The organism is Mycobacterium sp. DBP42 (assembly GCF_005924235.1).
Taxonomy (GTDB): Bacteria; Actinomycetota; Actinomycetes; order Mycobacteriales; family Mycobacteriaceae; genus Mycobacterium; species Mycobacterium syngnathidarum.
Genome location: NZ_VCMY01000001.1, coordinates 24,208 through 42,980, shown reverse-complemented (window position 1 = coordinate 42,980; position 18,773 = coordinate 24,208). Strand labels below are relative to the sequence as shown.

Genomic DNA, 18,773 nt, shown 5'->3' with positions numbered 1-18,773 from the left:
TCACGATGCCACACCAGGAAGCGTTCACCGTCCTCGCCGAAGTCGACCACGACCGGCTGGCATCACTGCGAGATCTGCTCGGACGCATCCCCGAGCACGTCGAACGCTGGGACGTGCTGCCGTTCGAGAAGTTGAGCGGCGTGCACTTCGCCCGACTCGTGTTGTTCGACCCGACGCAGGACCTCGACGGGCGACCGGTGCCGGCCCAGGTGGCACTGCTGACCGACGTCGACGCGCCACTGCGCGGGCATCTGGACGAACTCGCGACGATCTGCGGTCCCGGGCTCGACGCGGTGTTCTCCCACTGCGTCGGCTACCCGGGCACGGCCTCCGTGCCGGACCGGCGGGCGTTCCTGCAGGCACACCAGGTGAAAGCCGCTGCGGCACACATCAACCGGCGCGGCCGTTCGGTCAGTCAGATCCGGCAGGAAGATCTGCTGCAGCGCGAGATCAACCGGTTCCTGGACGCGGGCGACTTCGGGTCACTCGATCCCGCGAAGATCAAGGGCGCGATCGTGGATTTCGTGCGCGACCGCGAGGATCTGTCCTGGGCCTTGAAAGAAGCGGAGGGTCCGTCCTTCCTGTGGCGAGCCAAAGAGGCTTTCCACCAGTACTTCTGGATCACCGCGCTGGCCGTGGTGACGGTGCTTTTCCTGCCGCTCGTGGTGCTCGGCCTCGGGTTGTTCACGCTCGCACTCCGCTACCACGAGAAGCGTGACCAGCCCGACACCCGCGGCGCCCCACCCGATGCGGTCCGGGCCTACCGCGACGACGAGGACTACTGGGCGCACAACCAGATCGTCGCCGTCGGATTCCTCAAACCCGGGCTGTTCCGCCGGCTGACGACGACGGCAATCCTGTTCCTCACCGACTACGCGACCCGCCACATCTACAACCGCGGGACCCTGTCCGGGCTCAACACCATTCATTTCGCCCGGTGGGTGCGGATGAACGACAACCGCGGCCTGTTCTTCTCCAGCAACTACGACGGCAGCCTGGAGAGCTACATGAACGACTTCATCGACAAGGCGTTCTGGGGCCTCAACGCGATCTTCAGCAACGGTGACGGCTTCCCGCGCACCCGCTTCCTGTTCTTCGGCGGCATCACCGACGAGAAGGCATACAAGAAGCTGCTGCCCACCCGGCAGGCTCCGAGCAACGTCTGGTACAGCGCCTACCCGCATCTGACTACCAAGAACATCGCCAACAACGAAGCCATCCGGCAGGGTCTCTCGGCCACGATGGACGATGCCCAGACACGGCGCTGGCTGCGCCGATTCGGTTGCGGCAACGACCTTCCCGAATCCAACTGGGCGGCGCGCAAGCTCGACAGCATTCCCTGGGACCGGCTATGGCTCTCCAACTAGACGACATCCAGGGCGTCATCCTGCACGGCTACGGTGCGCTGGACGACGCGGCGTTCCTCATGCTGACGATCGACGACGTCGCGGCGGCCAAACGCTGGCTGGCACGACTGGTGTTGCGCGACAGCACCGTCCGGCCCGAGGCCACCGACACCTGCACCAACATCGCCTTCACCCCGTCGGGACTGACCCGGCTGGGGCTGCCACCCGAACACCTCGGAATGCTGGCCGGCGAATTCCGCGAAGGCATGTCCGGCACCGAGCACCGCCGGCGCATCCTCGGCGACCACGGCGCCAGCTCCCCGTCCAGCTGGCGATGGAACGGCGACGACATCCACGCGCTGCTGCTGCTCTACGCGCGTGACGCCGCCGCGGTCACCGAGCTGGAGAACAGTCACGACCTGCCCGGTTCCGGTATGCGCGTCGTCAGGAGGCTCGATTCGCTGACACTCCCGGGACGCAAGGAGCACTTCGGTTTTCGCGACGGGATATCGCAACCCCTGATCGACGGTTACGACGAGGACGGACCGGCGGGCAACACCGTGGCTGCGGGCGAGTTCGTACTCGGCTATCCGAACGCCTACGGCCAGTACACCGACCGGCCGCTGGTGGACCCGTCCGTCGATCCACGGAACTTGCTGTCCGCCGCCGCGGACGTCCCGACACTGCGCGACTTCGGTAAGGACGGCAGCTATCTCGTCTTCCGGCAGCTCGAACAGGATGTGGCGGGGTTCTGGAACAGCCTGGCCGAGCGATCCGCCGACGTGCTCGACCAGGTGCCTGCGTGTGTCGGGCTGGCGGCCAAGATGGTCGGCCGCTGGCCCAGCGGTGCGCCGCTGGTGAAAGCGCCGACCGCCGACGATCCCGCACTCGCCGACGACAACGACTTCATGTACTTCCGGTCCGACGATGCCGACGGCCTGAAATGCCCGATCGGCTCGCACCTGCGGCGGACCAATCCACGCGATGCGCTCGACCCCACACCAGGATCCGATCGGTCGATCGATGTGGGCAAACGCCACCGCATCATTCGCCGGGGCAGGGCCTACGGACCGCCTTTGGTGCCGTCCATGGACCCCGCCGACTTGATCGGGGCGAGTGACGACGGCATCGAACGCGGCCTGCATTTCATCTGTTTCAACACTCAGCTCGGACGGCAGTTCGAGTTCATCCAGCACACCTGGGTCAACAGCACCAAGTTCGACGGTGGCTACGCCGACGACGATCCGATCACCGGCGCCCGCGGCAGTGGAAACGGCAACGGGCACGGGCACGGGACGTTCACAATCCAGCGGGAACCGATTCGCCGGCGCGTCACCGGCCTGCCCCGCTTCGTCTACACCGTCGGCGGCGGCTACTTCTTCATGCCCGGTGTGGCCGCCACGCGCTATCTCGCGTCCCTGCCATGACCACCTGGCGGGAATGGGCTCCGCTGCCTCTGCGGCTGTTTCTCGGTGGCGGCCTGATCCTGCACGGCGGCATCAAACTGTTCGCCTCCGGCGGGCACGCCAACATCGCCTACCTGGTCGGCCAGCTCGGGGTGCCGTTCGCCGACGCGGCCGGCTGGCTGGTGGGCGTCGTCGAGTTCGGCGGCGGTATCGGCATCCTGCTCGGTGTCTTCTTCCGACTCGCCACGGTGGTGAATGTGCTCAACGTCAGCGGCCTGCTGGTGCTCGGGTGGGCCGCGGGCGGAATCCCGGAACCGCTGCCCGGCGGGGATCCATTGGCCGGATTCAGGGAGGCGTTCCTGATCTTGGCGGGCGTGGTGAGCCTGGTGCTCAGTGGACCCGGCCGGCTCGCGCTGACCGGGAAGTCAGAACGCGTCGCCAGACCCTGTGGCGAACGTGCAGCTTGTTGTCGCGATTCGCGGCCGAGACCGCAACAGGCTACATACTCGGCACAGTGCGCCGGAGCGGAGCACAGCGCCAAAAAAGCCCGCCACCTGCGTTGACAGGAAGCGGGCTTATGGCGGTGGCGGAGGGATTTGAACCCTCGGACGGGGGTTACCCGTCACACGCTTTCGAGGCGTGCTCCTTAGGCCGCTCGGACACGCCACCGTGTGGCAGCTTACCGGGCGAGCGCGCCAAGCCATAATCGGTCGCGAGCCTGAGGTTGATGTCGAGAATCCGGCGCAAACTCGCACAGAAGTTCAGATTGGGCGCCGGAATGGGCTGAAGAACTCCTCCAGCAGGGCCGCGCACTCGTCGGCCAGCACCCCGCCGACCACCTCGGGACGATGGTTGAGCCGGCGATCACGCACAACATCCCACAGCGAGCCGACCGCCCCGGTCTTGGGCTCCCACGCACCGAACACCACCCGCGCCACCCGGGCCAGCACCAGCGCACCCGCGCACATCGTGCACGGCTCGACGGTCACCGCCAGCGTCGCACCTTCCAGCCGCCAGCCGTCGCCGAGCACCCGGGCGGCCTCGCGCATCGCCACGATCTCGGCATGGCCGGCCGGGTCCCCGGTGGCCTCACGGACATTGGCCGCCCGTGCCAGCTCGGTGCCGTCTGAGGCGAACACCACCGCGCCGATCGGCACATCGCGCGGACCGGCTGTCCGGGCAGCCTCCAGCGCCGCGCGGATCAGCGCTTGGTCTGAGGCGCTCACCGCCCGAGCCGGTCGAGCACCGCCGACAGCTCGTCGGCAAAGCCCATCTCGCGGGCGATGCGCCCGATCTGCTCGTCGGCGTACAGGTCGGTCTCGGACAGGATCACGCCGAGCACGTCCTCATGCAGACCGATGTCGGACAGCACCGAAAGATCGCCCTCCTCGAACGGGTCCGCGTCTTCGAGATCCTCTTCTTCGAGGTCGGCGTCCAGATTCTCCAATGCCTCAGCGGCGATGTCATAGTCCAGCGCGGCAGTGGCATCCGACAGCAGCAGCCGGGTCCCCGCCGGCGCCGGCCGCACGATCACGAAGAATTCATCGTCCACATCGAGCAGCCCGAAGACGGCCCCGGCGCTGCGGAGCTCGCGAAGCTCGGTCTCCGCCGCGGTCAGGCTCTTCAGCGAGGACGAACGCATGGGGGCGCACCGCCACTTGCCGTCCTCCCGGACAACGGCCACCCCGAAGCCCTCAGGCAGGTCTGCCGGCGCACGCTGTGCCTCCATGCCCGCCTACGGTAGTCGCCGACCAGCAATTTTGACAGGGATCGCCCTCGGCCCCGATGCGGCCGGTATGCCAGTCTTGAACCGTGACGAACACACCGGTGTGCGTGGTGGGCCTGGGCCTGATCGGTGGCTCGCTGATGCGTGCCGCCGCCCGAGCCGGCCGCGAGATTTTCGGATACAACCGGTCGGTGGAGGCCGTTACCGCCGCGAAGTTCGACGGGTTCGACGCCACCGAGAACCTCGACGAGGCGCTGTGCCGAGCTGCCGAGCGCGACGCACTGATCGTGCTCGCGGTGCCGATGCCGGCCCTGCCGCAGATGCTCGACCACATCCGCCAAACCGCGCCGCGGTGTCCGCTGACCGACGTGACCAGCGTCAAGGTCGCGGTGCTCGACGAAGTGCGGCGGGCCGGCCTGCTGCCGAACTTCGTCGGCGGCCATCCGATGGCGGGCACCGCCCACTCGGGCTGGTCGGCGGGGGACGCCGCCCTGTTCACCGGTGCTCCCTGGGTGGTCAGCGTGGACGATCACGTCGACGCGCGGGTCTGGTCACTGGTCACCGAACTGGCATTGGACTGCCACGCGGTGGTGGTGCCGGCCCGCTCCGACGAGCACGACGCCGCGGCGGCCGCCATCTCACACCTGCCACACCTGTTCGCCGAGACTCTGGCCGTGAACGCCGGTGAAGTGCCGTTGGCCTTCGCGCTGGCCGCCGGGTCGTTCCGCGACGGCACCCGGGTGGCGGCCACCGCGCCTGACCTGGTGCGGGCCATGTGCGAGGCCAACGCCGACCAGCTGCTGCCCGCGCTCGAACACGGCATCGAACTACTGACCCGCGCCAAGGACGCACTGGCCGCGACGGGTTCGGTGGCCGAGCTGGTCGAGAACGGTCACGCCGCCCGCATGCGCTACGACAGCTTCAGCCGCCCCGAAATCATCACCACGGTGGTCGGCACCGAGAACTGGCGCGACGAGCTGGCCGCGGCCGGACGCGCCGGCGGGGTGATCAGATCCGCTCTGCCAATCCTGGGTAATCAAGGATGAAGCCGTCGGGATCCACGGTGATGGTGGTGTCCGCCACCGGCGAGCGGAGTTTGACCGCGGAGCCGGGGCCGGGGCTGCTGTAGCTGATGTTCGCAGTCTCCACCGACAGGTCCGGCAACCGCACGTAGACCACCGGCAGGGTCACGGACTCCACGCGTTGGTGCAGACCTGTCCGCCGGATCGGCAGCGCATTGAAAAACGGGCTGAACACCAGGTCCACATCAAGCGCACCGCCGAAGTCCGAGCGCTTGGTCTGGGTGTGGTCCTGCACCAGCCACATGTTCTCCTCGTCGCGCGCGATGGAGAGCTGGCGTTCCCGCTCGGCCAGCGTGACGGTGAGAGACAGCCGCTTGGTGGCGCCGGTCTCGTCGGTGACCAGGTCATAGGACGCCGAGAATGCCGGATGGGATTCCGTGGCTGCGGCCACGATCCGGCCGTAGGCCTTGATCCTGTTGCCCGACAGCTGAACCCGAGCGGATTCCATCCGGGGCTCGTCGTGCGCCCGCCAGGTCAACACCGCTGGCCAGGCACGATCCTTCTCGTCGCTCACCCTTCTACCGTATGCGACGACGCACGGCGTTCGTAGCCGAGTCCGGAACTCCCCGCCGCAGGTGACGCCGCCCGCGACTCCAGTGCCATCTCGTCACCGAGCAACGGCTGCGGAATCCGGCGCCGACCTCTCAACCGGCCACTTCCGGGCACCGACAACCACACCGCGAAGGCCAGCGCGGCGTCCAGTATCAAGGCCAACGCCGTGACCATGAGCGCACCCACCAGCGCGATGTGGAACTGACGCACCTTGATGCCGTCGATCAGGTACCGGCCCAGCCCGCCGAGGCTCGCATAGGCGGCGACGGTCGCGGTCGCCACGATCTGAAGCGTCGCGGTGCGCAGCCCGCCCACGATCAGTGGCAGCGCGTTGGGCACCTCGACACCGAACAACACCCGGCGCTCGGTCATGCCCATCGACCGCGCCGCGTCGACGACGGCGGGATCCACGTTCGCGATCCCGGCATACGTTCCGGCCAACAGCGGCGGAATGCCCAGCAGCATCAGCGCGACGGTCGGCGGCACCAGGCCCAGCCCCCACAACAGCACGCCGAGCAACAACACACCGAGCGTCGGCAGGGCACGCAGCGCGTTCACGCCCGTGACGACCAGGAACGTACCGCGCCCGGTGTGCCCGATGATCAGGCCGACAGGAATCGCGATCACCGCCGACGCCAGCACCGCGACCACGGTGTACTGCAGGTGTTCGACGATGCGGGCGGCCAGCCCTGCGGGCCCACCCCAATTGGCGGCCGTGAAGATGAAGTCCAGCGCCTGCTGCAGGAAGTTCATGCCGCCGCCCCTAAACGCCGAGACGACGCTCGGGGCGAGCGATTCCACGGGGTCAGGGCCTTGCCCGCCAACATGATCAGGGTGTCGACGATGATGGCCAGCACGAAGATCGCGATGATGCCGGCGATGATCTGGTCACTCTTGTTCGACTGGTAGCCCTCGGTGAACCAGGTGCCCAGGCCGCCGATACCGATCACCGAACCCACCGACACCATCGAGATGTTGGTGACCGCGACAACCCGCAGCCCGGCGATCAACACCGGGATGGCCAGCGGAAGTTCCACCTTGAGCATCCGCACCCACGGCCGGTACCCCACCGCCGTCGCGGCATCGCGCACCTGCTCGGGCACTGCGTCGAGTGCTTCGGGCACCGCCCGCACCAACAGTGCCGTGGTGTAAAGCGTCAGCGCCACAATCACATTGGCCTCATCCAGGATGCGGGTCGGGATGATCAGCGGCAGCACCACGAACAACGCCAGCGACGGAATGGTGAAGATGATGCTGGCGGTCAAGGTGGTCAACCGTCGCAGCGCCGTGGTCCGCTGCACCGCAGCCCCCAGCGGGACGGCGATCAGCAGGCCCAGCAGGATCGGCACCAACGACAACCGCAGGTGCACGACGGTCAGCACCCACAGGTCGTCGAGATGGTTCAGCAGATAGCGCATCACGTCCCCAAGGCGGGAACGTGACGCTGCGTTTCCAGCGCGGCCAGCACGTCCTGCGCCCGCACTCCCCCGATCACCTGATCGTCGGCGTCGACCGCAACCCCCAGGCCCGACGGCGAGGACAGCGCCGCGTCCAGCGCCTGTCGCAGGGTCCCGTCCGGGCGGAACAGCGAACCACCGGCAATCGTGCTGTCGTACAGCGACTTTCCTGACCGGTGCGCTGCGACTCCTTCGGCATTGACCCAACCGTAGGGCGCACCGTCGGGTCTGGTGATCAACACCCAATCCCCGGGGCCGAGTTGCAACCCGTCGAGCTGTTCCTCAGGGACATGACGGATGTCGTGTACCGGCAGGCCGGTCGTGTGGAAGAACTGCAGCCCGCGATAGCCGCGGTCGGCGCCGACGATTCCGGCCACCAGGTCGTTGGCCGGGTTGGACAGCAGCCGGGCCGGTGGGTCGTACTGTTGCAGCACGCCGCCACGGCCGAACACCGCGACCAAGTCGGCCAGCTTGATCGCCTCGTCGACATCGTGGGTGACGAAGACGATGGTCTTGTGCAATTCACTTTGCAACCGCAGGATTTCGGCCTGCAGATCCTCCCGAACCACCGGGTCGACCGCACTGAACGGCTCGTCCATCAGCAGGATCGGCGGGTCGGCGGCCAATGCGCGGGCCACGCCGACACGTTGCTGCTGCCCGCCGGACAGCTGCGCCGGGTAGCGATCGGCCAGTTTCGGGTCGAGCCCGACCCGTTCCATCACGCCGATCGCGGCCTTGCGGGCGCTGCGCCGGGACTCGCCCCGCAACACCGGCACCGTTGCGACGTTGTCGACCACCCGCAGATGAGGCATCAGCCCGGCACTCTGGATGACGTAGCCGATACCGAGCCGCAGCTTGACCGGATCGACGGTGCTGACGTCCTCGCCGTTGACCGTGAGGGTGCCCGAGGTGGGATCGATCATCCGGTTGATCATCCGCATCGAGGTGGTCTTGCCGCAGCCCGACGGGCCGACGAACACCGTCAGGGTCCCTTGCGGCACTTCCAGATTGAGGTTGTCGACGGCGACCGTGCCGTCCGGGTACTGCTTGGTGACGTTCTCGAACGTGATCACTTCTGGACCGGCCTGTCGAATCCGTTGTCCCTGACCCACTTTTCGGCAGCCTCGTCGGGATCGACGCCGGAGTTGCCCTCCACCACGGTGTTCAATTCGATCAGCGCCTCGGTGGTGAGCTTGGCCGACACCGCGTCGAGCACGGTCTTGAGTTCATCGGACATCTTCTGCGAGGCCACCAGCGGAACGACATTGGCGGCCAGGAAGGCGTTCTTCGGATCCTCCAGGACCACGAGATGGTGCTGCTCGATGGCCGGGGACGTGCTGAAGATGTTCGCCGCAGTCACGGCACCACCGTTCAGCGCTTGAACGGTGGCGGGCCCGCCCCCGTCGCTGATCGCCACGAAGTTGACCGGCGCGATGTCCAGACCGTACCGGGACTTCAGACCCACCAGCCCGGTCTGGCGCGTCTGGAATTCAGACGGTGCACCGACTTTCACCTCGGCCGAATGCGCGGCCAGATCGGCGATGGTCTTCAGGTTCCACCGCTGGGCGGTCTCGGCGGTGACCGCGAGGGTGTCCTTGTCCTCGGCCGGCGAGGGATACAGGATCGCCAGATCGCCTGGCAAGGCCTTGAACAGGGCGATCAGCACCTCGTCGGGGGTGGTGGCGGTGGCCCGGGCATCGAAGTACTGCAGCAGATTCCCGGTGTATTCGGGGATCAGATCGATCGAGTGATCCTGCACCGCAGGCACATACGTCTCACGACTGCCGATTCCGAACTGCCTGCGGATCTGAAAGTCATTGGCCTCCAGAGCCTGGGCATAGATCTCGGCGATGATTTTGGACTCCGGAAAGTCTGCCGATCCGACCGTGATCGATTTCAGGTCACCCGAGATGGGCCCACCGCCCAGCGGATTGGAGCTTCCGCAGGCCACCGCCAGCGGCGCGATCAGAGCGAGCAGGAACATCGCGATTGCCAGGGTTCTGCGCTGCACAGGCGCATCCTTTCGGCGACAGCGGCGGGACGATCAACCTCCCCGACCCTAACGGCACGCCCGACATGCCGCCGCGCTTTACCCCATGGTGGTTTGCAATGCGGCCATGACGGGCAAAGATGTCCATATGACCAGCGATCCGTCCGCATCGCCCGATTTGCCTGAGCCGACGCCGAACGTGCCGGTGACGCCATCGCCCGACCCGGGCAAAGCCCCCGATGCCGACAAATCCCCCGCCAAGCCGGGCAAGGCCAGCGAGCCCAAGCTGACCCGCGCCGGGGCGCTGTGGTCAGCGCTGATCCTGGGCTTCCTGGTCCTGATCGTCTTGCTGATCTTCATCGCGCAGAACACCGACCCCGTGCCCATGACGTTCCTGGGCTGGCACTGGTCACTGCCGACGGGCGTGGCGATCCTGGGCGCGGCGGTGGCCGGCGGCCTGCTGACCGTTGCCGCCGGATCTGCGCGGATCTTCCAGCTGCGCCGCAACGCCAAGAAGAATTTCAAGGCCGCCCAGCGCAGCTGAGCGGTCAACCCAGAGCGCTCAGTCCCGAGGCGATCGCCGGGGCCACCGCCGCGCCGACACTGGTACCGCCGGGCGCCTCGGATCCCTGGCGGGCACGGAAGTCGATACCGGCGGCGATGATGGCTGCCTTGAAGTACGCCAGGGCCATGTAGAAGTCCCAGTGCGCCAGATCCTGACCGGACTGCACCGAATAGCGGTTCGCCAGCTCGTCGGCCGACGGCATCTGCGGTGAGCTCCACGCCGCTTCCATGCTCAGGATCAGGTTGAACATCGGATCGCGGTACACGCACATCAGCGCCGCGTCGCTCAGCGGATCGCCCAGCGTGGACAGCTCCCAGTCCAGCACCGCGAGCACCTTCGTCGGGTCCTGGGCGTCCAGGATCGTGTTGTCGATCCGATAGTCGCCGTGCACGATCGAGTTCCGGCTCCGCGCCGGCACCGAATCGGCCAGGGCCTGATGCAGACGCTTGACGTCGTCGTCGCGGGGATCGTCGGGCAGGCGCACCAGATCCCACTGCGAACCCCAGCGGCGTACCTGACGTTCCAGGTAGCCGGCGGGCTTGCCGAAATCGCCGAGACCGACCGCCTCGTAGTCCACCGCGTGCAGGTCGGCCAGCACCCGGATCAGGGCGTCGACGCTGCTGCTGATGGCGCCGGGGCCGCCCATCGCGGCGAGCTCCTCAAGTTCCGAGGCGCTGCGGACCACTCGCCCGTCGACGTTCTCGACCATCTGGAACGGCGCACCCAGCACGGAGTCGTCGTTGCTCATGGTCACCGCCCGGGCAACGGGCACCGCGGTGCCGGCCAGCGCCGCCACCACCTTGTACTCGCGGGCCATATCGTGGGCGGACGGCGTCAGCCCGTGCAGCGGCGGACGGCGCAACACCCACGCGGACGCGTCGTCGCACACCCGGAACGTCAGGTTGGAACGGCCACCGGCGATCAGTTCGGCGCGCAGCTCACCACTGCGGGCGATGCCCTCAGAACGCAGATGCCGGTCCAGGGCAGTGAGGTCGAGGCCCTCCAGATTTGTCACCGTCACTGTTTACCACCGGACATTTCTCGGCAGCAGATCCCATACGTGTTCGGTGCCGTTGACCGAGGCGACGGCCAACTTGCCCGACCGCGACGACAGCAACCGGGTGACCGAGGCGTAGTCGACGTGGAAGGACAACAGCCGCTCGGTGCCCAGGATCTGGTGCAGCAGCACGTTGATCACGCCGCCGTGGCTGAACACCGCCACGGTCTCGTCGTGCTCACCGATGGTCACCAGGTCCTCGACCGCGGCGCTGATCCGCGCCAGGAACGCGTTTTCGTCCACGCTGCTGGGCAGATGACCCGAGGCCAGGCGGGCCAGCTCCTCGGGGTTCTCCTTCGCGATCTCCTCGATCGGCACGTAGTGCGACATGTCGCGGTCGTACTCGGCGAGCCGCTCGTCGACCTCTACCTGCAGCCCCAGTTCCTTCGCGAGCGGTTCCGCGGTCTGGACCGCACGCCGCTGCGGGCTGCTGACCAGCCGGCTGACCGGGAACCTGGCCAACGCACCGGGTAGGCGCTGCGCCTGGGCGATGCCTTCGGCGGACAGGTCGGGATCCGACCCTTGACCTGGCTCGCTGCGGAGCGGTAGAGCATGTCGGACGAGAAGCAGTTGCACCGTGACACCATATGGCGGCGGTGCCGGACGGCCGGAGAGGGCTGCGACATGGGCTATGCCGACGAACTGTTCGACCTCACCGACAAGGTGGTACTGGTCACCGGCGGCAGCCGCGGGCTGGGCCGCGAGATCGCCATGGGCGCCGCGCGGTGCGGCGCCGACGTGGTGATCGCGAGCCGCAACCTGGACTCCTGTGTGGCCGCGGCCGAGGAGATCACCGCGGCCACCGGTCGCGCCGCCCTGCCCTTCGGGGTGCACGTCGGCCGGTGGGACCAGCTCGACGGGCTGGTCGAGGCCGCCTACGAGCGGTTCGGCAAGGTCGACGTATTGGTCAACAACGCCGGCATGTCACCGCTGTACGAATCGCTGAGCGCGGTCACCGAGAAGCTCTTCGACTCCGTGTTCAACCTGAATCTCAAAGGGCCGTTCCGGCTTTCGGCGCTGCTCGGTGAGCGGATGGTGGCCGACGGAGGCGGCGTCATCATCAACGTCAGCTCGTCGGGATCGCTGCGGCCCGACCAGTACATGCTGCCCTACGCCGCGGCCAAGGCCGGGCTCAACGCCATGACCGAAGGCCTGGCCAAGGCGTTCGGGCCGACCGTGCGGGTCAACACCTTGATGGCCGGGCCGTTTCTCACCGACGTCAGCAAGGCCTGGGACATGGCCGGCGACCCGTTCGGCCACCTGGCCCTGCAACGGCCCGGCAACCCACCCGAGATCGTCGGCGCCGCACTGTTTCTGATGTCGGATGCGTCCAGCTTCGCCACCGGCTCGATCCTGCGGGTGGACGGCGGCCTGCCCTGAGCCCGGCACGGTAAGGTGGCGCTCGTAGCGAACTTGTCATGACAACCTGACCGGAAGGTGATGCGAATGGCGGGGCCCCGTTCGCGCCACGAGCACGTCGCCGCCGAGCTGCGTCAGCGCATCACCCGTGGGGACTACGCCATCGGCCAGCCGCTGCCCACCGAGAGCGCGTTGTGCGCCGAGTTCGACGTGTCCCGCGGCCCGGTCCGGCAGGCCCTGGCCACGTTGAAGAACGAGGGTCTGATCCGCGTCTCGCGTGGCAAGCCCGCGGTGGTGCGCAGTCATGACGCCACCCAGACGCTGGACACCTTCACCCCGTTCACCCAGTGGGCCGAACGTGTCGGACGCACCGCAGGCAACCGGACGATTGAGGTGGCTCGCCGCCGCGCGTCCGAAACCGCCATCGAGGCATTGGGTTTGACGGCCGACGACTTCGTGGTCGAAGTGCTGCGGGTGCGCCTGCTCGACGGTGAACCGGCGATGATCGAGCGCAGCACGTTCATCGAATCCGTGGGTTCTCTGCTTTTCGAGTTCGACACCGATTCCGGCTCGATGACCGACTATCTGGCCAGCCGCGGGGTGTACTTCGACTCGATGGAGCACGTGCTCGACGCGGTGGCTGCCGGGCCGGACGACGCCGCCAATCTCGGCATCGCGCCGGGCAGCCCGTTGTTGCGCGAGCGCCGGGTGTCGCGTGATCAGCACGGCGTGGTGTTCGAGTGCGCCGACGATCGCTATCGACCTGACGTGGTCACGTTCAGCATCGTCAACGCCCGCACCAAATTTTCCTCCGCCGAGCAGACATAAAGCTGCCCCCTTTTCGCGGAAAAAGGGAGCAGCTCAGAGTCTGCTCGCGGATCAGTCGGCGACAGGCATACGGTTCCAGTGCGGGATGAGCAGCAGCATGGAAAGCAGTGCCGCACCGGCGAATCCGTAGAACAACGTGGACGTGTTCAGATATCCGGGCAGCAATCCGCCGAGGATCGCGCCCACCGAACCGCAGCAGTTGATGAAGCCGGCCGCGGTGCCGGCATGCTTGGAGGTACCGAAGTCCACTGCGGCAACACACGAGATCATGGCGTCCGCGCCGTAGACGCTCAGGCCGATGAGGCCGAGCACCACCACCATGACCCACGCGCTGCCGGTCGCGGTGAGCGGGCCGAACAGCGCCAGCACCGCAACCAGGATCCCGAGGCTGATCACGCAGGCCGGCACCCGTCGCGCACTGAACACCCGATCGGAGATCCGGCCGAGCAGGATCGGGGCGAGGACACCCGCGACTCCGAATGCCACCGGGATGGTCACGGCTTGGAACTTGTCACCGTCGGCCAGCCGTTCAGCGACAATCACCGGGCCCCACAACAGGATCGCGTACCGTGCCGGCTTGAGCAGAAAGTACGACGCACCAAGGGTTCTCACCATGCCGTCACCCAGCACCACCTTCAGCGACTCACGCCAAGACGGCTTCGGCTCGGCAACGGACTCGGCTTCGGGTGACTCATCGAGCTCGACACCTTCTCTCGCATCCTGGGCCGCCCGGTACTCCTCGATGGGCGGCAACCCGACATCCTGTGGCCGGTTGCGCTGAAACAGCAGCACGAGCACGAACACCCCGACCACGATGGCGGCCCCGGTGAAGAACGCGGCCCGCCACGAACCGAACACGTCGTAGGCGGCCCAGCCCAGGATCGGCGCGGCCACCAAACCACCGAATGCGTAATTGGTGCTCCACAATCCGAGGACGCGGCCTCGCTCACCGATCGAGAAGAACTGGGCCATGTTGCTCAGCGTCGGGGACCAGCCGGTGGACTGGGCCAGCCCCTGCACGATCATCAGTGGCAGCAGAAACACCAGCGCGGGCAGCAGTCCCATGAATACCGTCGCGATGGCCGATATCGCCAGGCCGCCGAGGATGACCACCCGGGGGCCGAACCGGTCCGAAACCTGCCCCCAGACGAACTGTCCCACCGCGTAGGCCGCAAGGTAGGCGGCGTCGAGATTGGCCAGGGTGCTCTTGGTCAGATGCGTGCTCAGGATCGGGTCTTCGAGGATGCCGAGCTTGGCCACGGAAAAGGCCTGGCGGGTGAAATAGAAACCGGCGTAGGCGATCCAGGTGACGGCAAAGATCTGGAAACGCCACCGCTGGTAGCGCGGAATTGTTGTGTCAGTGGCGGGAATCGCGGTTTGAGTCATGAGTGTGCACCTCTGGTGGGCGTGCTGCAGGCGGTGTGTTGACGGGCCGGGGCAGATTGCCGAGCGGATGTGGCCGAACGTCAATGGCAGGTTTCTCATACGAGAACGGGTGCAGAGGAGGTGCGGCGGTCGGGAGGCACGGCCTACGACCGACCGCCGCGGGGCGGTAGGGGTTGGCGGACTACCGGAGGGCTGCCACCAGAGCGGGGAGATCGGCGACGCTGTCGAGGATGTGCGTGGCGCCCGCCTCGGACAGTTGGGCTCGATTGTGGGCACCGGTCAGCACGCCGATCGAGGCCCGCGCACCGGCGCGCAGCCCGCTGATGACGTCCGAGGAGGTGTCACCCAGGACGATCATCGAACGCACCGAGTCGGTTTGGGTCTGCATCAGCGCGGTCAGAGGCATGTCCGGATAGGGCCGGCCACGCATGCTCGGCGCCGGGCAAAGCACCAGGTCGGCCAGGTTCTGCCAGCCCAGCGCCTCGATGATCGCCGTCTGGGTCTCCTTGGCGAATCCGGTGGTCAGCGCGGTTTTGATGCCACTGGAGCGCAAAGATGTAATGACACCTTCCGCACCGGGAATCGGACTGCAGTTGCCCTCTGAGACCAACTGGGCGTAGCAGCGTTCGAACTCCTTGTTCGCGGCCTGCGCCTGCTCCTCGTTGCCTTTGGCCAGGTGCCGGAACACCACGATCTTGGACTGGCCCATGGTGTCGGTGACGTAGCGCAGCATTTCCTCTCGGTCGGCGTCGGTCTTCGACAGGCCGGCGTGGCTGTCGGCGGCCAGGAAGGACTGCTGAACCAGCCCGCTGTCCTCGACGGTGGTGCCGGCCATGTCGAACACGACCAGGCTGATCGGGTCAGTTGCTTTGGTGCCCATTGGTTTATCCCTTCGAATTGGTTCGTTCAGACGGTGGCGACGAGTTGGTCCAGCGCGTTGCCGACGCTGGCGTGGGCGAGGCCCATGCTGGTGGTCATGCCGATACCGGTGGTGACGGTGACGACGTGGGCGCCCTCGATGGGCTGTTCGACCAGGAATTCCTGGCCGGGTGCGGAGGTGTACACGCCCTGCCAACGCTCGGTGACCTCGATGTCGTTGACCCCGAACAGTTTCCGAGCCTCCTCGATCAGCACGGCGAATCCTTCTTCGGACTGGAACGGCGGTGCGGAGATGTCCCGGAAGTGGGTGTCGCCGATCAGCAATGAGCCGTCGGGTTGCGGGGTGTACATCTGGTGCAGGTCGATCGCGACGTAATCGGGGTGTTCGGCGCGCAACCGGGCGGCGACCGCTTCCGTGCTCGGCAGCCCCTCGAATCCGGAGTACCTCAGCAGCGACCAACCGGTGAACAGGGGCGCGGGCAGCGCGAAGGCCAGCGGCAGCCGGGCGCGCAGCATATGCAGCTGGCACCGCAGCAGGCCGTCGCGTTCGGCCAGCGCGGGGAACAGCCGATCGACGTCGTAGTTGACCGTGACGAACGTCGTCCCGGCGCGCAGCGGGCCACGTGAGGTGTGCACCACCCCGGGTTCGAATCCGGAAGCCGCCGTGCGCCAACGGAAATCGACACCTTCGGATTCCAGCCACCGCGCGATCGACGGGGCGGCTGTGCGCGGGTCGACCTGCAGGTCGTTGGGCAGGTACATGCCGCCGGTGACTGCGGACGCCACCACGGGGATCAGTTCGAGGATCTGATCGCGGCTGAGCAACCGCACTTCGCCGGCCTCGCGCGTGGCAGCGAACTCGTCCATCACCGCGAGTTCGTCGTCGTGGCGCGCGACGCAGAAGGTGCCCGACTCGGCCGACCAGAACCCCGCCTTGCGGGACAGGTCCAGCCAGTGCGTACGGCCGTTGCGCGCGTAGTCCCGAGCGACGCCCGACTGCGCGGTGATGCAGGCGTGACCGAAGTTCTGGACCGAGGCGCCGACGACGCCGTCGGCGTGATCGACAACGGCGACCCTCAGTCCCCGCTGATGCGCGTGGTAGGCGTGCGCCAGGCCGACGATGCCTGCCCCCACGACCACGACGTCGTAGCTGTGATTTCCCATGCGGACACTGTGGTCCACATCACCACCACTTGTCAATACAAGTTTGGAGTTTTTACCACCTGTCTATATACGTTAATTTTCCATTCACCTCACGGCGTCACGATGTCGAAGTTCGGATCGGGCCGGTCCAGCGCTGCCAGCAGCGCCGGCAGCGCCTCGGCATCGCCGGTGACTTCCAGGCCCGGCGAGGTGGCATCCCCCGCCGCGAAAGCCAGCAGGCGCAGCTTGTTCGCCAGCTTCACGGTGGCGCCCGCCGTCGCCTCCTCGGCGTCGGCCTTGCGGTAGACCAGCACCCCGTTGCGCACGGTCAGGCGGTAGTTGACGGCAGTGTCGAGGAAGGTCACGTCGACGGCCAGATCCAGGCCCCAGGCCCGCGGTCCGTTGAGACTGATCGCGAGCACGTCGAACATCTGCTCGGGACTCAACCGAGCGAGCAGTGTCGGAGCGGTCACCTGTCCTACGGTCCCGAATTTGCCCTCACGCAGCTCGCGGGCGCCCGACAGGAAGTAGTTGCGCCACGTGGCGTTCTCCGCACCGTAGGCCAGCTGTTCCAGAGTGTCCGCATAGAGCGCGCGGGCAGCGGCATGCTCGGCACCGGTGAACATGACATGATCCAAAAGCGTCGCCGCCCAGCGGTAATCGCCCTCATCAAATGCCCGCTGAGCGAGCTCGACGACCCGGTCGGCACCACCCATCGCCTCGACATAACGAGGGGCGAGCGCTTCGGGCGGGTGCGGCCACAGCCGGGCAGGGTTGCCGTCGAACCAGCCCATGTAGCGCTGGTAGATGGCCTTGACGTTGTGGTTGACCGAGCCGTAGTAGCCGTGGGCGTGCCACGCCTTCTCCAGCGCCGGTGGCAGCTGGAACTGCTCGGCGATCTCGACCCCGGTGTAACCCTGGTTCAGCTGCCGCAGCGTCTGGTCGTGCAGATAGGCATACAGATCCCGTTGCAGCGAAAGGAATTCCACGATCCGCTCGCGGCCCCAGGTGGGCCAGTGGTGTGAGGCGAAGACCACGTCGGCGCGGTCGGCAAAGGTGTCGATGGCCTCGGTGAGATAACCCGCCCAGGCGTGCGGGTCGCGCACCAGGGCACCGCGCAGGGTCAGCAGGTTGTGAAGATTGTGGGTGGCGTTCTCGGCCATGCACAGCGCACGGAACTTGGGGAAGTAGAAGTGCATCTCGGCGGGCGCTTCGGTGCCTGGAGCCATCTGAAACTCGATCTCGATGCCGTCGATCGTGTGCGTCTCACCGGTGCGGCGGATGTCGATGGTCGGCACGATGAGTGCGACCTCTCCGGTGGAGGTGCTCTGCCCCAGGCCGCATCCGACCTGTCCCTGCGGCCCGCGCTCCAACCGTCCGCCGTACTGGTAGCTCGCCCGCCTGGTCATCGCGGTGCCCGCGTAGACGTTCTCCTGTACAGCGTGTTCGACGAAACCCTCGGGTGCGAGCACCGCGACCTTGCCCGCGTCGACATCGGCCTGCGAGGTGACGCCGAGGACTCCACCGAAGTGGTCGCCATGGCTGTGCGTGTAGATCACGGCGACCACCGGCCGGTCCCCGCGATGCTCGCGGTACAGACCGAAGGCCGCCGCGGCCACCTCGGTGGAGATCAACGGATCGATCACGATGACCCCGGTGTCGCCTTCGACGAAGGTGATGTTCGAGATGTCCAGTCCACGTACCTGATAGATCCCCTCGACCACCTCGTAGAGGCCCTGTTTGGCGCACAGTTTCGACTGGCGCCACAGGCTGGGATGCACCGATGCCGGCGCAGCCCCGTCGAGGAAGGCGTAGGCATCGTTGTCCCACACCACGGTTCCGTCGGCGGACCTCACCACACACGGTTCGAGAGCGGCGATGAAACCGCGGTCGGTGTCCTCGAAATCACGGGTGTCGTCGAAGGGCAGGCTCGTCAGGTGTGCGCGATGGGCGGCCTCGATGACGGCGGTAGGCGGCTTCTGCTCCATACCGACGAG

General features: G+C 67.0%; 20 protein-coding genes and 1 tRNA gene. 7 read left to right on the top strand and 14 right to left on the bottom strand.

Going from position 1 to position 18,773, the window contains the following annotated elements:
* The first annotated feature begins 5 nt into the window (after window positions 1–5).
* Genes E0T84_RS00270 through E0T84_RS00260 form a run of 3 tightly spaced genes read left to right on the top strand, consistent with a single transcriptional unit; the run spans window position 6 to window position 3,315 of the window.
* Window positions 6–1,367 carry a hypothetical protein gene (locus tag E0T84_RS00270; protein WP_138743445.1) on the top strand — a complete coding sequence of 454 codons (1,362 nt, stop codon included), beginning with the start codon at window positions 6–8 and terminating at the stop codon, window positions 1,365–1,367.
* Complete coding sequence (locus E0T84_RS00265) at window positions 1,352–2,773, top strand: Dyp-type peroxidase (protein WP_070946060.1); 1,422 nt, start codon at window positions 1,352–1,354, stop codon at window positions 2,771–2,773. Before E0T84_RS00270 ends, E0T84_RS00265 begins: the two co-directional genes overlap by 16 nt.
* Window positions 2,770–3,315 carry a DoxX family protein gene (locus E0T84_RS00260; RefSeq protein WP_070946059.1) on the top strand — a complete coding sequence of 182 codons (546 nt, stop codon included), beginning with the start codon at window positions 2,770–2,772 and terminating at the stop codon, window positions 3,313–3,315. The genes E0T84_RS00265 and E0T84_RS00260 overlap by 4 nt, the downstream gene beginning before the upstream one ends.
* 15 nt (window positions 3,316–3,330) lie before the next feature.
* On the opposite strand, the gene E0T84_RS00255 is transcribed toward E0T84_RS00260, so the two are convergent.
* The 3 genes from E0T84_RS00255 to E0T84_RS00245 form a co-directional block, all read right to left on the bottom strand.
* Window positions 3,331–3,421 (bottom strand) — tRNA-Ser (locus tag E0T84_RS00255).
* A gap of 92 nt (window positions 3,422–3,513) precedes the next feature.
* Entirely contained in the window at window positions 3,514–3,978 is a 465-nt protein-coding gene (locus E0T84_RS00250) for a nucleoside deaminase (protein ID WP_070187575.1), read from the bottom strand.
* Entirely contained in the window at window positions 3,975–4,481 is a 507-nt protein-coding gene (locus E0T84_RS00245) for a tRNA adenosine deaminase-associated protein (protein ID WP_070187574.1), read from the bottom strand. Before E0T84_RS00245 ends, E0T84_RS00250 begins: the two co-directional genes overlap by 4 nt.
* Window positions 4,482–4,579: 98 nt before the next feature.
* Between E0T84_RS00245 and E0T84_RS00240 the strand changes: the two genes are divergently transcribed.
* Window positions 4,580–5,524, top strand: coding sequence for a prephenate dehydrogenase (locus tag E0T84_RS00240; protein WP_070187586.1), 945 nt, complete (start codon window positions 4,580–4,582; stop codon window positions 5,522–5,524).
* On the opposite strand, the gene E0T84_RS00235 is transcribed toward E0T84_RS00240, so the two are convergent.
* Genes E0T84_RS00235 through E0T84_RS00215 form a run of 5 tightly spaced genes read right to left on the bottom strand, consistent with a single transcriptional unit; the run spans window position 5,487 to window position 9,553 of the window.
* Complete coding sequence (locus E0T84_RS00235; protein ID WP_070187573.1) at window positions 5,487–6,074, bottom strand: putative glycolipid-binding domain-containing protein; 588 nt, start codon at window positions 6,072–6,074, stop codon at window positions 5,487–5,489. The genes E0T84_RS00240 and E0T84_RS00235 overlap by 38 nt on opposite strands.
* Window positions 6,071–6,865, bottom strand: a complete 795-nt coding sequence (locus E0T84_RS00230; RefSeq protein ID WP_070187572.1) for an ABC transporter permease — start codon at window positions 6,863–6,865, stop codon at window positions 6,071–6,073. Before E0T84_RS00230 ends, E0T84_RS00235 begins: the two co-directional genes overlap by 4 nt.
* Window positions 6,862–7,530 carry an ABC transporter permease gene (locus tag E0T84_RS00225; protein ID WP_070187571.1) on the bottom strand — a complete coding sequence of 223 codons (669 nt, stop codon included), beginning with the start codon at window positions 7,528–7,530 and terminating at the stop codon, window positions 6,862–6,864. The genes E0T84_RS00230 and E0T84_RS00225 overlap by 4 nt, the downstream gene beginning before the upstream one ends.
* Window positions 7,530–8,642 carry an ABC transporter ATP-binding protein gene (locus tag E0T84_RS00220; RefSeq protein ID WP_070187570.1) on the bottom strand — a complete coding sequence of 371 codons (1,113 nt, stop codon included), beginning with the start codon at window positions 8,640–8,642 and terminating at the stop codon, window positions 7,530–7,532. Before E0T84_RS00220 ends, E0T84_RS00225 begins: the two co-directional genes overlap by 1 nt.
* Window positions 8,639–9,553 carry an ABC transporter substrate-binding protein gene (locus E0T84_RS00215; RefSeq protein WP_070187585.1) on the bottom strand — a complete coding sequence of 305 codons (915 nt, stop codon included), beginning with the start codon at window positions 9,551–9,553 and terminating at the stop codon, window positions 8,639–8,641. Before E0T84_RS00215 ends, E0T84_RS00220 begins: the two co-directional genes overlap by 4 nt.
* A gap of 154 nt (window positions 9,554–9,707) precedes the next feature.
* Here E0T84_RS00215 and E0T84_RS00210 point away from each other — a divergent pair, with 154 nt between their 5' ends.
* Window positions 9,708–10,103: a lipopolysaccharide assembly LapA domain-containing protein gene (locus E0T84_RS00210; protein ID WP_070187584.1), complete on the top strand. Its 396-nt coding sequence runs from the start codon at window positions 9,708–9,710 to the stop codon at window positions 10,101–10,103.
* A 4-nt stretch (window positions 10,104–10,107) separates the two neighbouring features.
* Here the strand turns inward: E0T84_RS00210 and E0T84_RS00205 are convergent, their stop codons facing one another.
* Window positions 10,108–11,139: a phosphotransferase family protein gene (locus E0T84_RS00205; protein ID WP_138743444.1), complete on the bottom strand. Its 1,032-nt coding sequence runs from the start codon at window positions 11,137–11,139 to the stop codon at window positions 10,108–10,110.
* Between the two features lie 9 nt (window positions 11,140–11,148).
* Window positions 11,149–11,757 carry a histidine phosphatase family protein gene (locus E0T84_RS00200; protein WP_070187568.1) on the bottom strand — a complete coding sequence of 203 codons (609 nt, stop codon included), beginning with the start codon at window positions 11,755–11,757 and terminating at the stop codon, window positions 11,149–11,151.
* 48 nt (window positions 11,758–11,805) lie between these two features.
* On the opposite strand from E0T84_RS00200, the gene E0T84_RS00195 reads away from it, so the two are divergent.
* Window positions 11,806–12,561 (top strand): SDR family NAD(P)-dependent oxidoreductase, encoded by a 756-nt coding sequence (locus tag E0T84_RS00195; protein WP_070187583.1) that lies wholly within the window; start codon window positions 11,806–11,808, stop codon window positions 12,559–12,561.
* Window positions 12,562–12,627: 66 nt separating this feature from the next.
* The gene (locus tag E0T84_RS00190; RefSeq protein WP_070187567.1) at window positions 12,628–13,368 is read left to right on the top strand and encodes a GntR family transcriptional regulator; all 741 of its coding nucleotides are present in this window, start codon (window positions 12,628–12,630) and stop codon (window positions 13,366–13,368) included.
* 51 nt (window positions 13,369–13,419) lie between these two features.
* On the opposite strand, the gene E0T84_RS00185 is transcribed toward E0T84_RS00190, so the two are convergent.
* The 4 genes from E0T84_RS00185 to E0T84_RS00170 all read right to left on the bottom strand — a co-directional run bounded on the left by E0T84_RS00185 (window position 13,420) and on the right by E0T84_RS00170 (window position 18,764).
* On the bottom strand, window positions 13,420–14,754 hold the full coding sequence (locus E0T84_RS00185; protein WP_070187566.1) for an MFS transporter: 1,335 nt from the start codon (window positions 14,752–14,754) through the stop codon (window positions 13,420–13,422).
* A 181-nt stretch (window positions 14,755–14,935) separates the two neighbouring features.
* Entirely contained in the window at window positions 14,936–15,634 is a 699-nt protein-coding gene (locus tag E0T84_RS00180; protein WP_070187565.1) for a phosphonatase-like hydrolase, read from the bottom strand.
* Window positions 15,635–15,660: 26 nt separating this feature from the next.
* Window positions 15,661–16,797 carry a TIGR03364 family FAD-dependent oxidoreductase gene (locus E0T84_RS00175; protein ID WP_138743443.1) on the bottom strand — a complete coding sequence of 379 codons (1,137 nt, stop codon included), beginning with the start codon at window positions 16,795–16,797 and terminating at the stop codon, window positions 15,661–15,663.
* Between the two features lie 89 nt (window positions 16,798–16,886).
* A complete protein-coding gene (locus E0T84_RS00170; protein WP_070187563.1) occupies window positions 16,887–18,764 on the bottom strand; it encodes an alkyl/aryl-sulfatase in 1,878 nt (625 codons plus the stop codon).
* Window positions 18,765–18,773 lie beyond the last annotated feature (9 nt).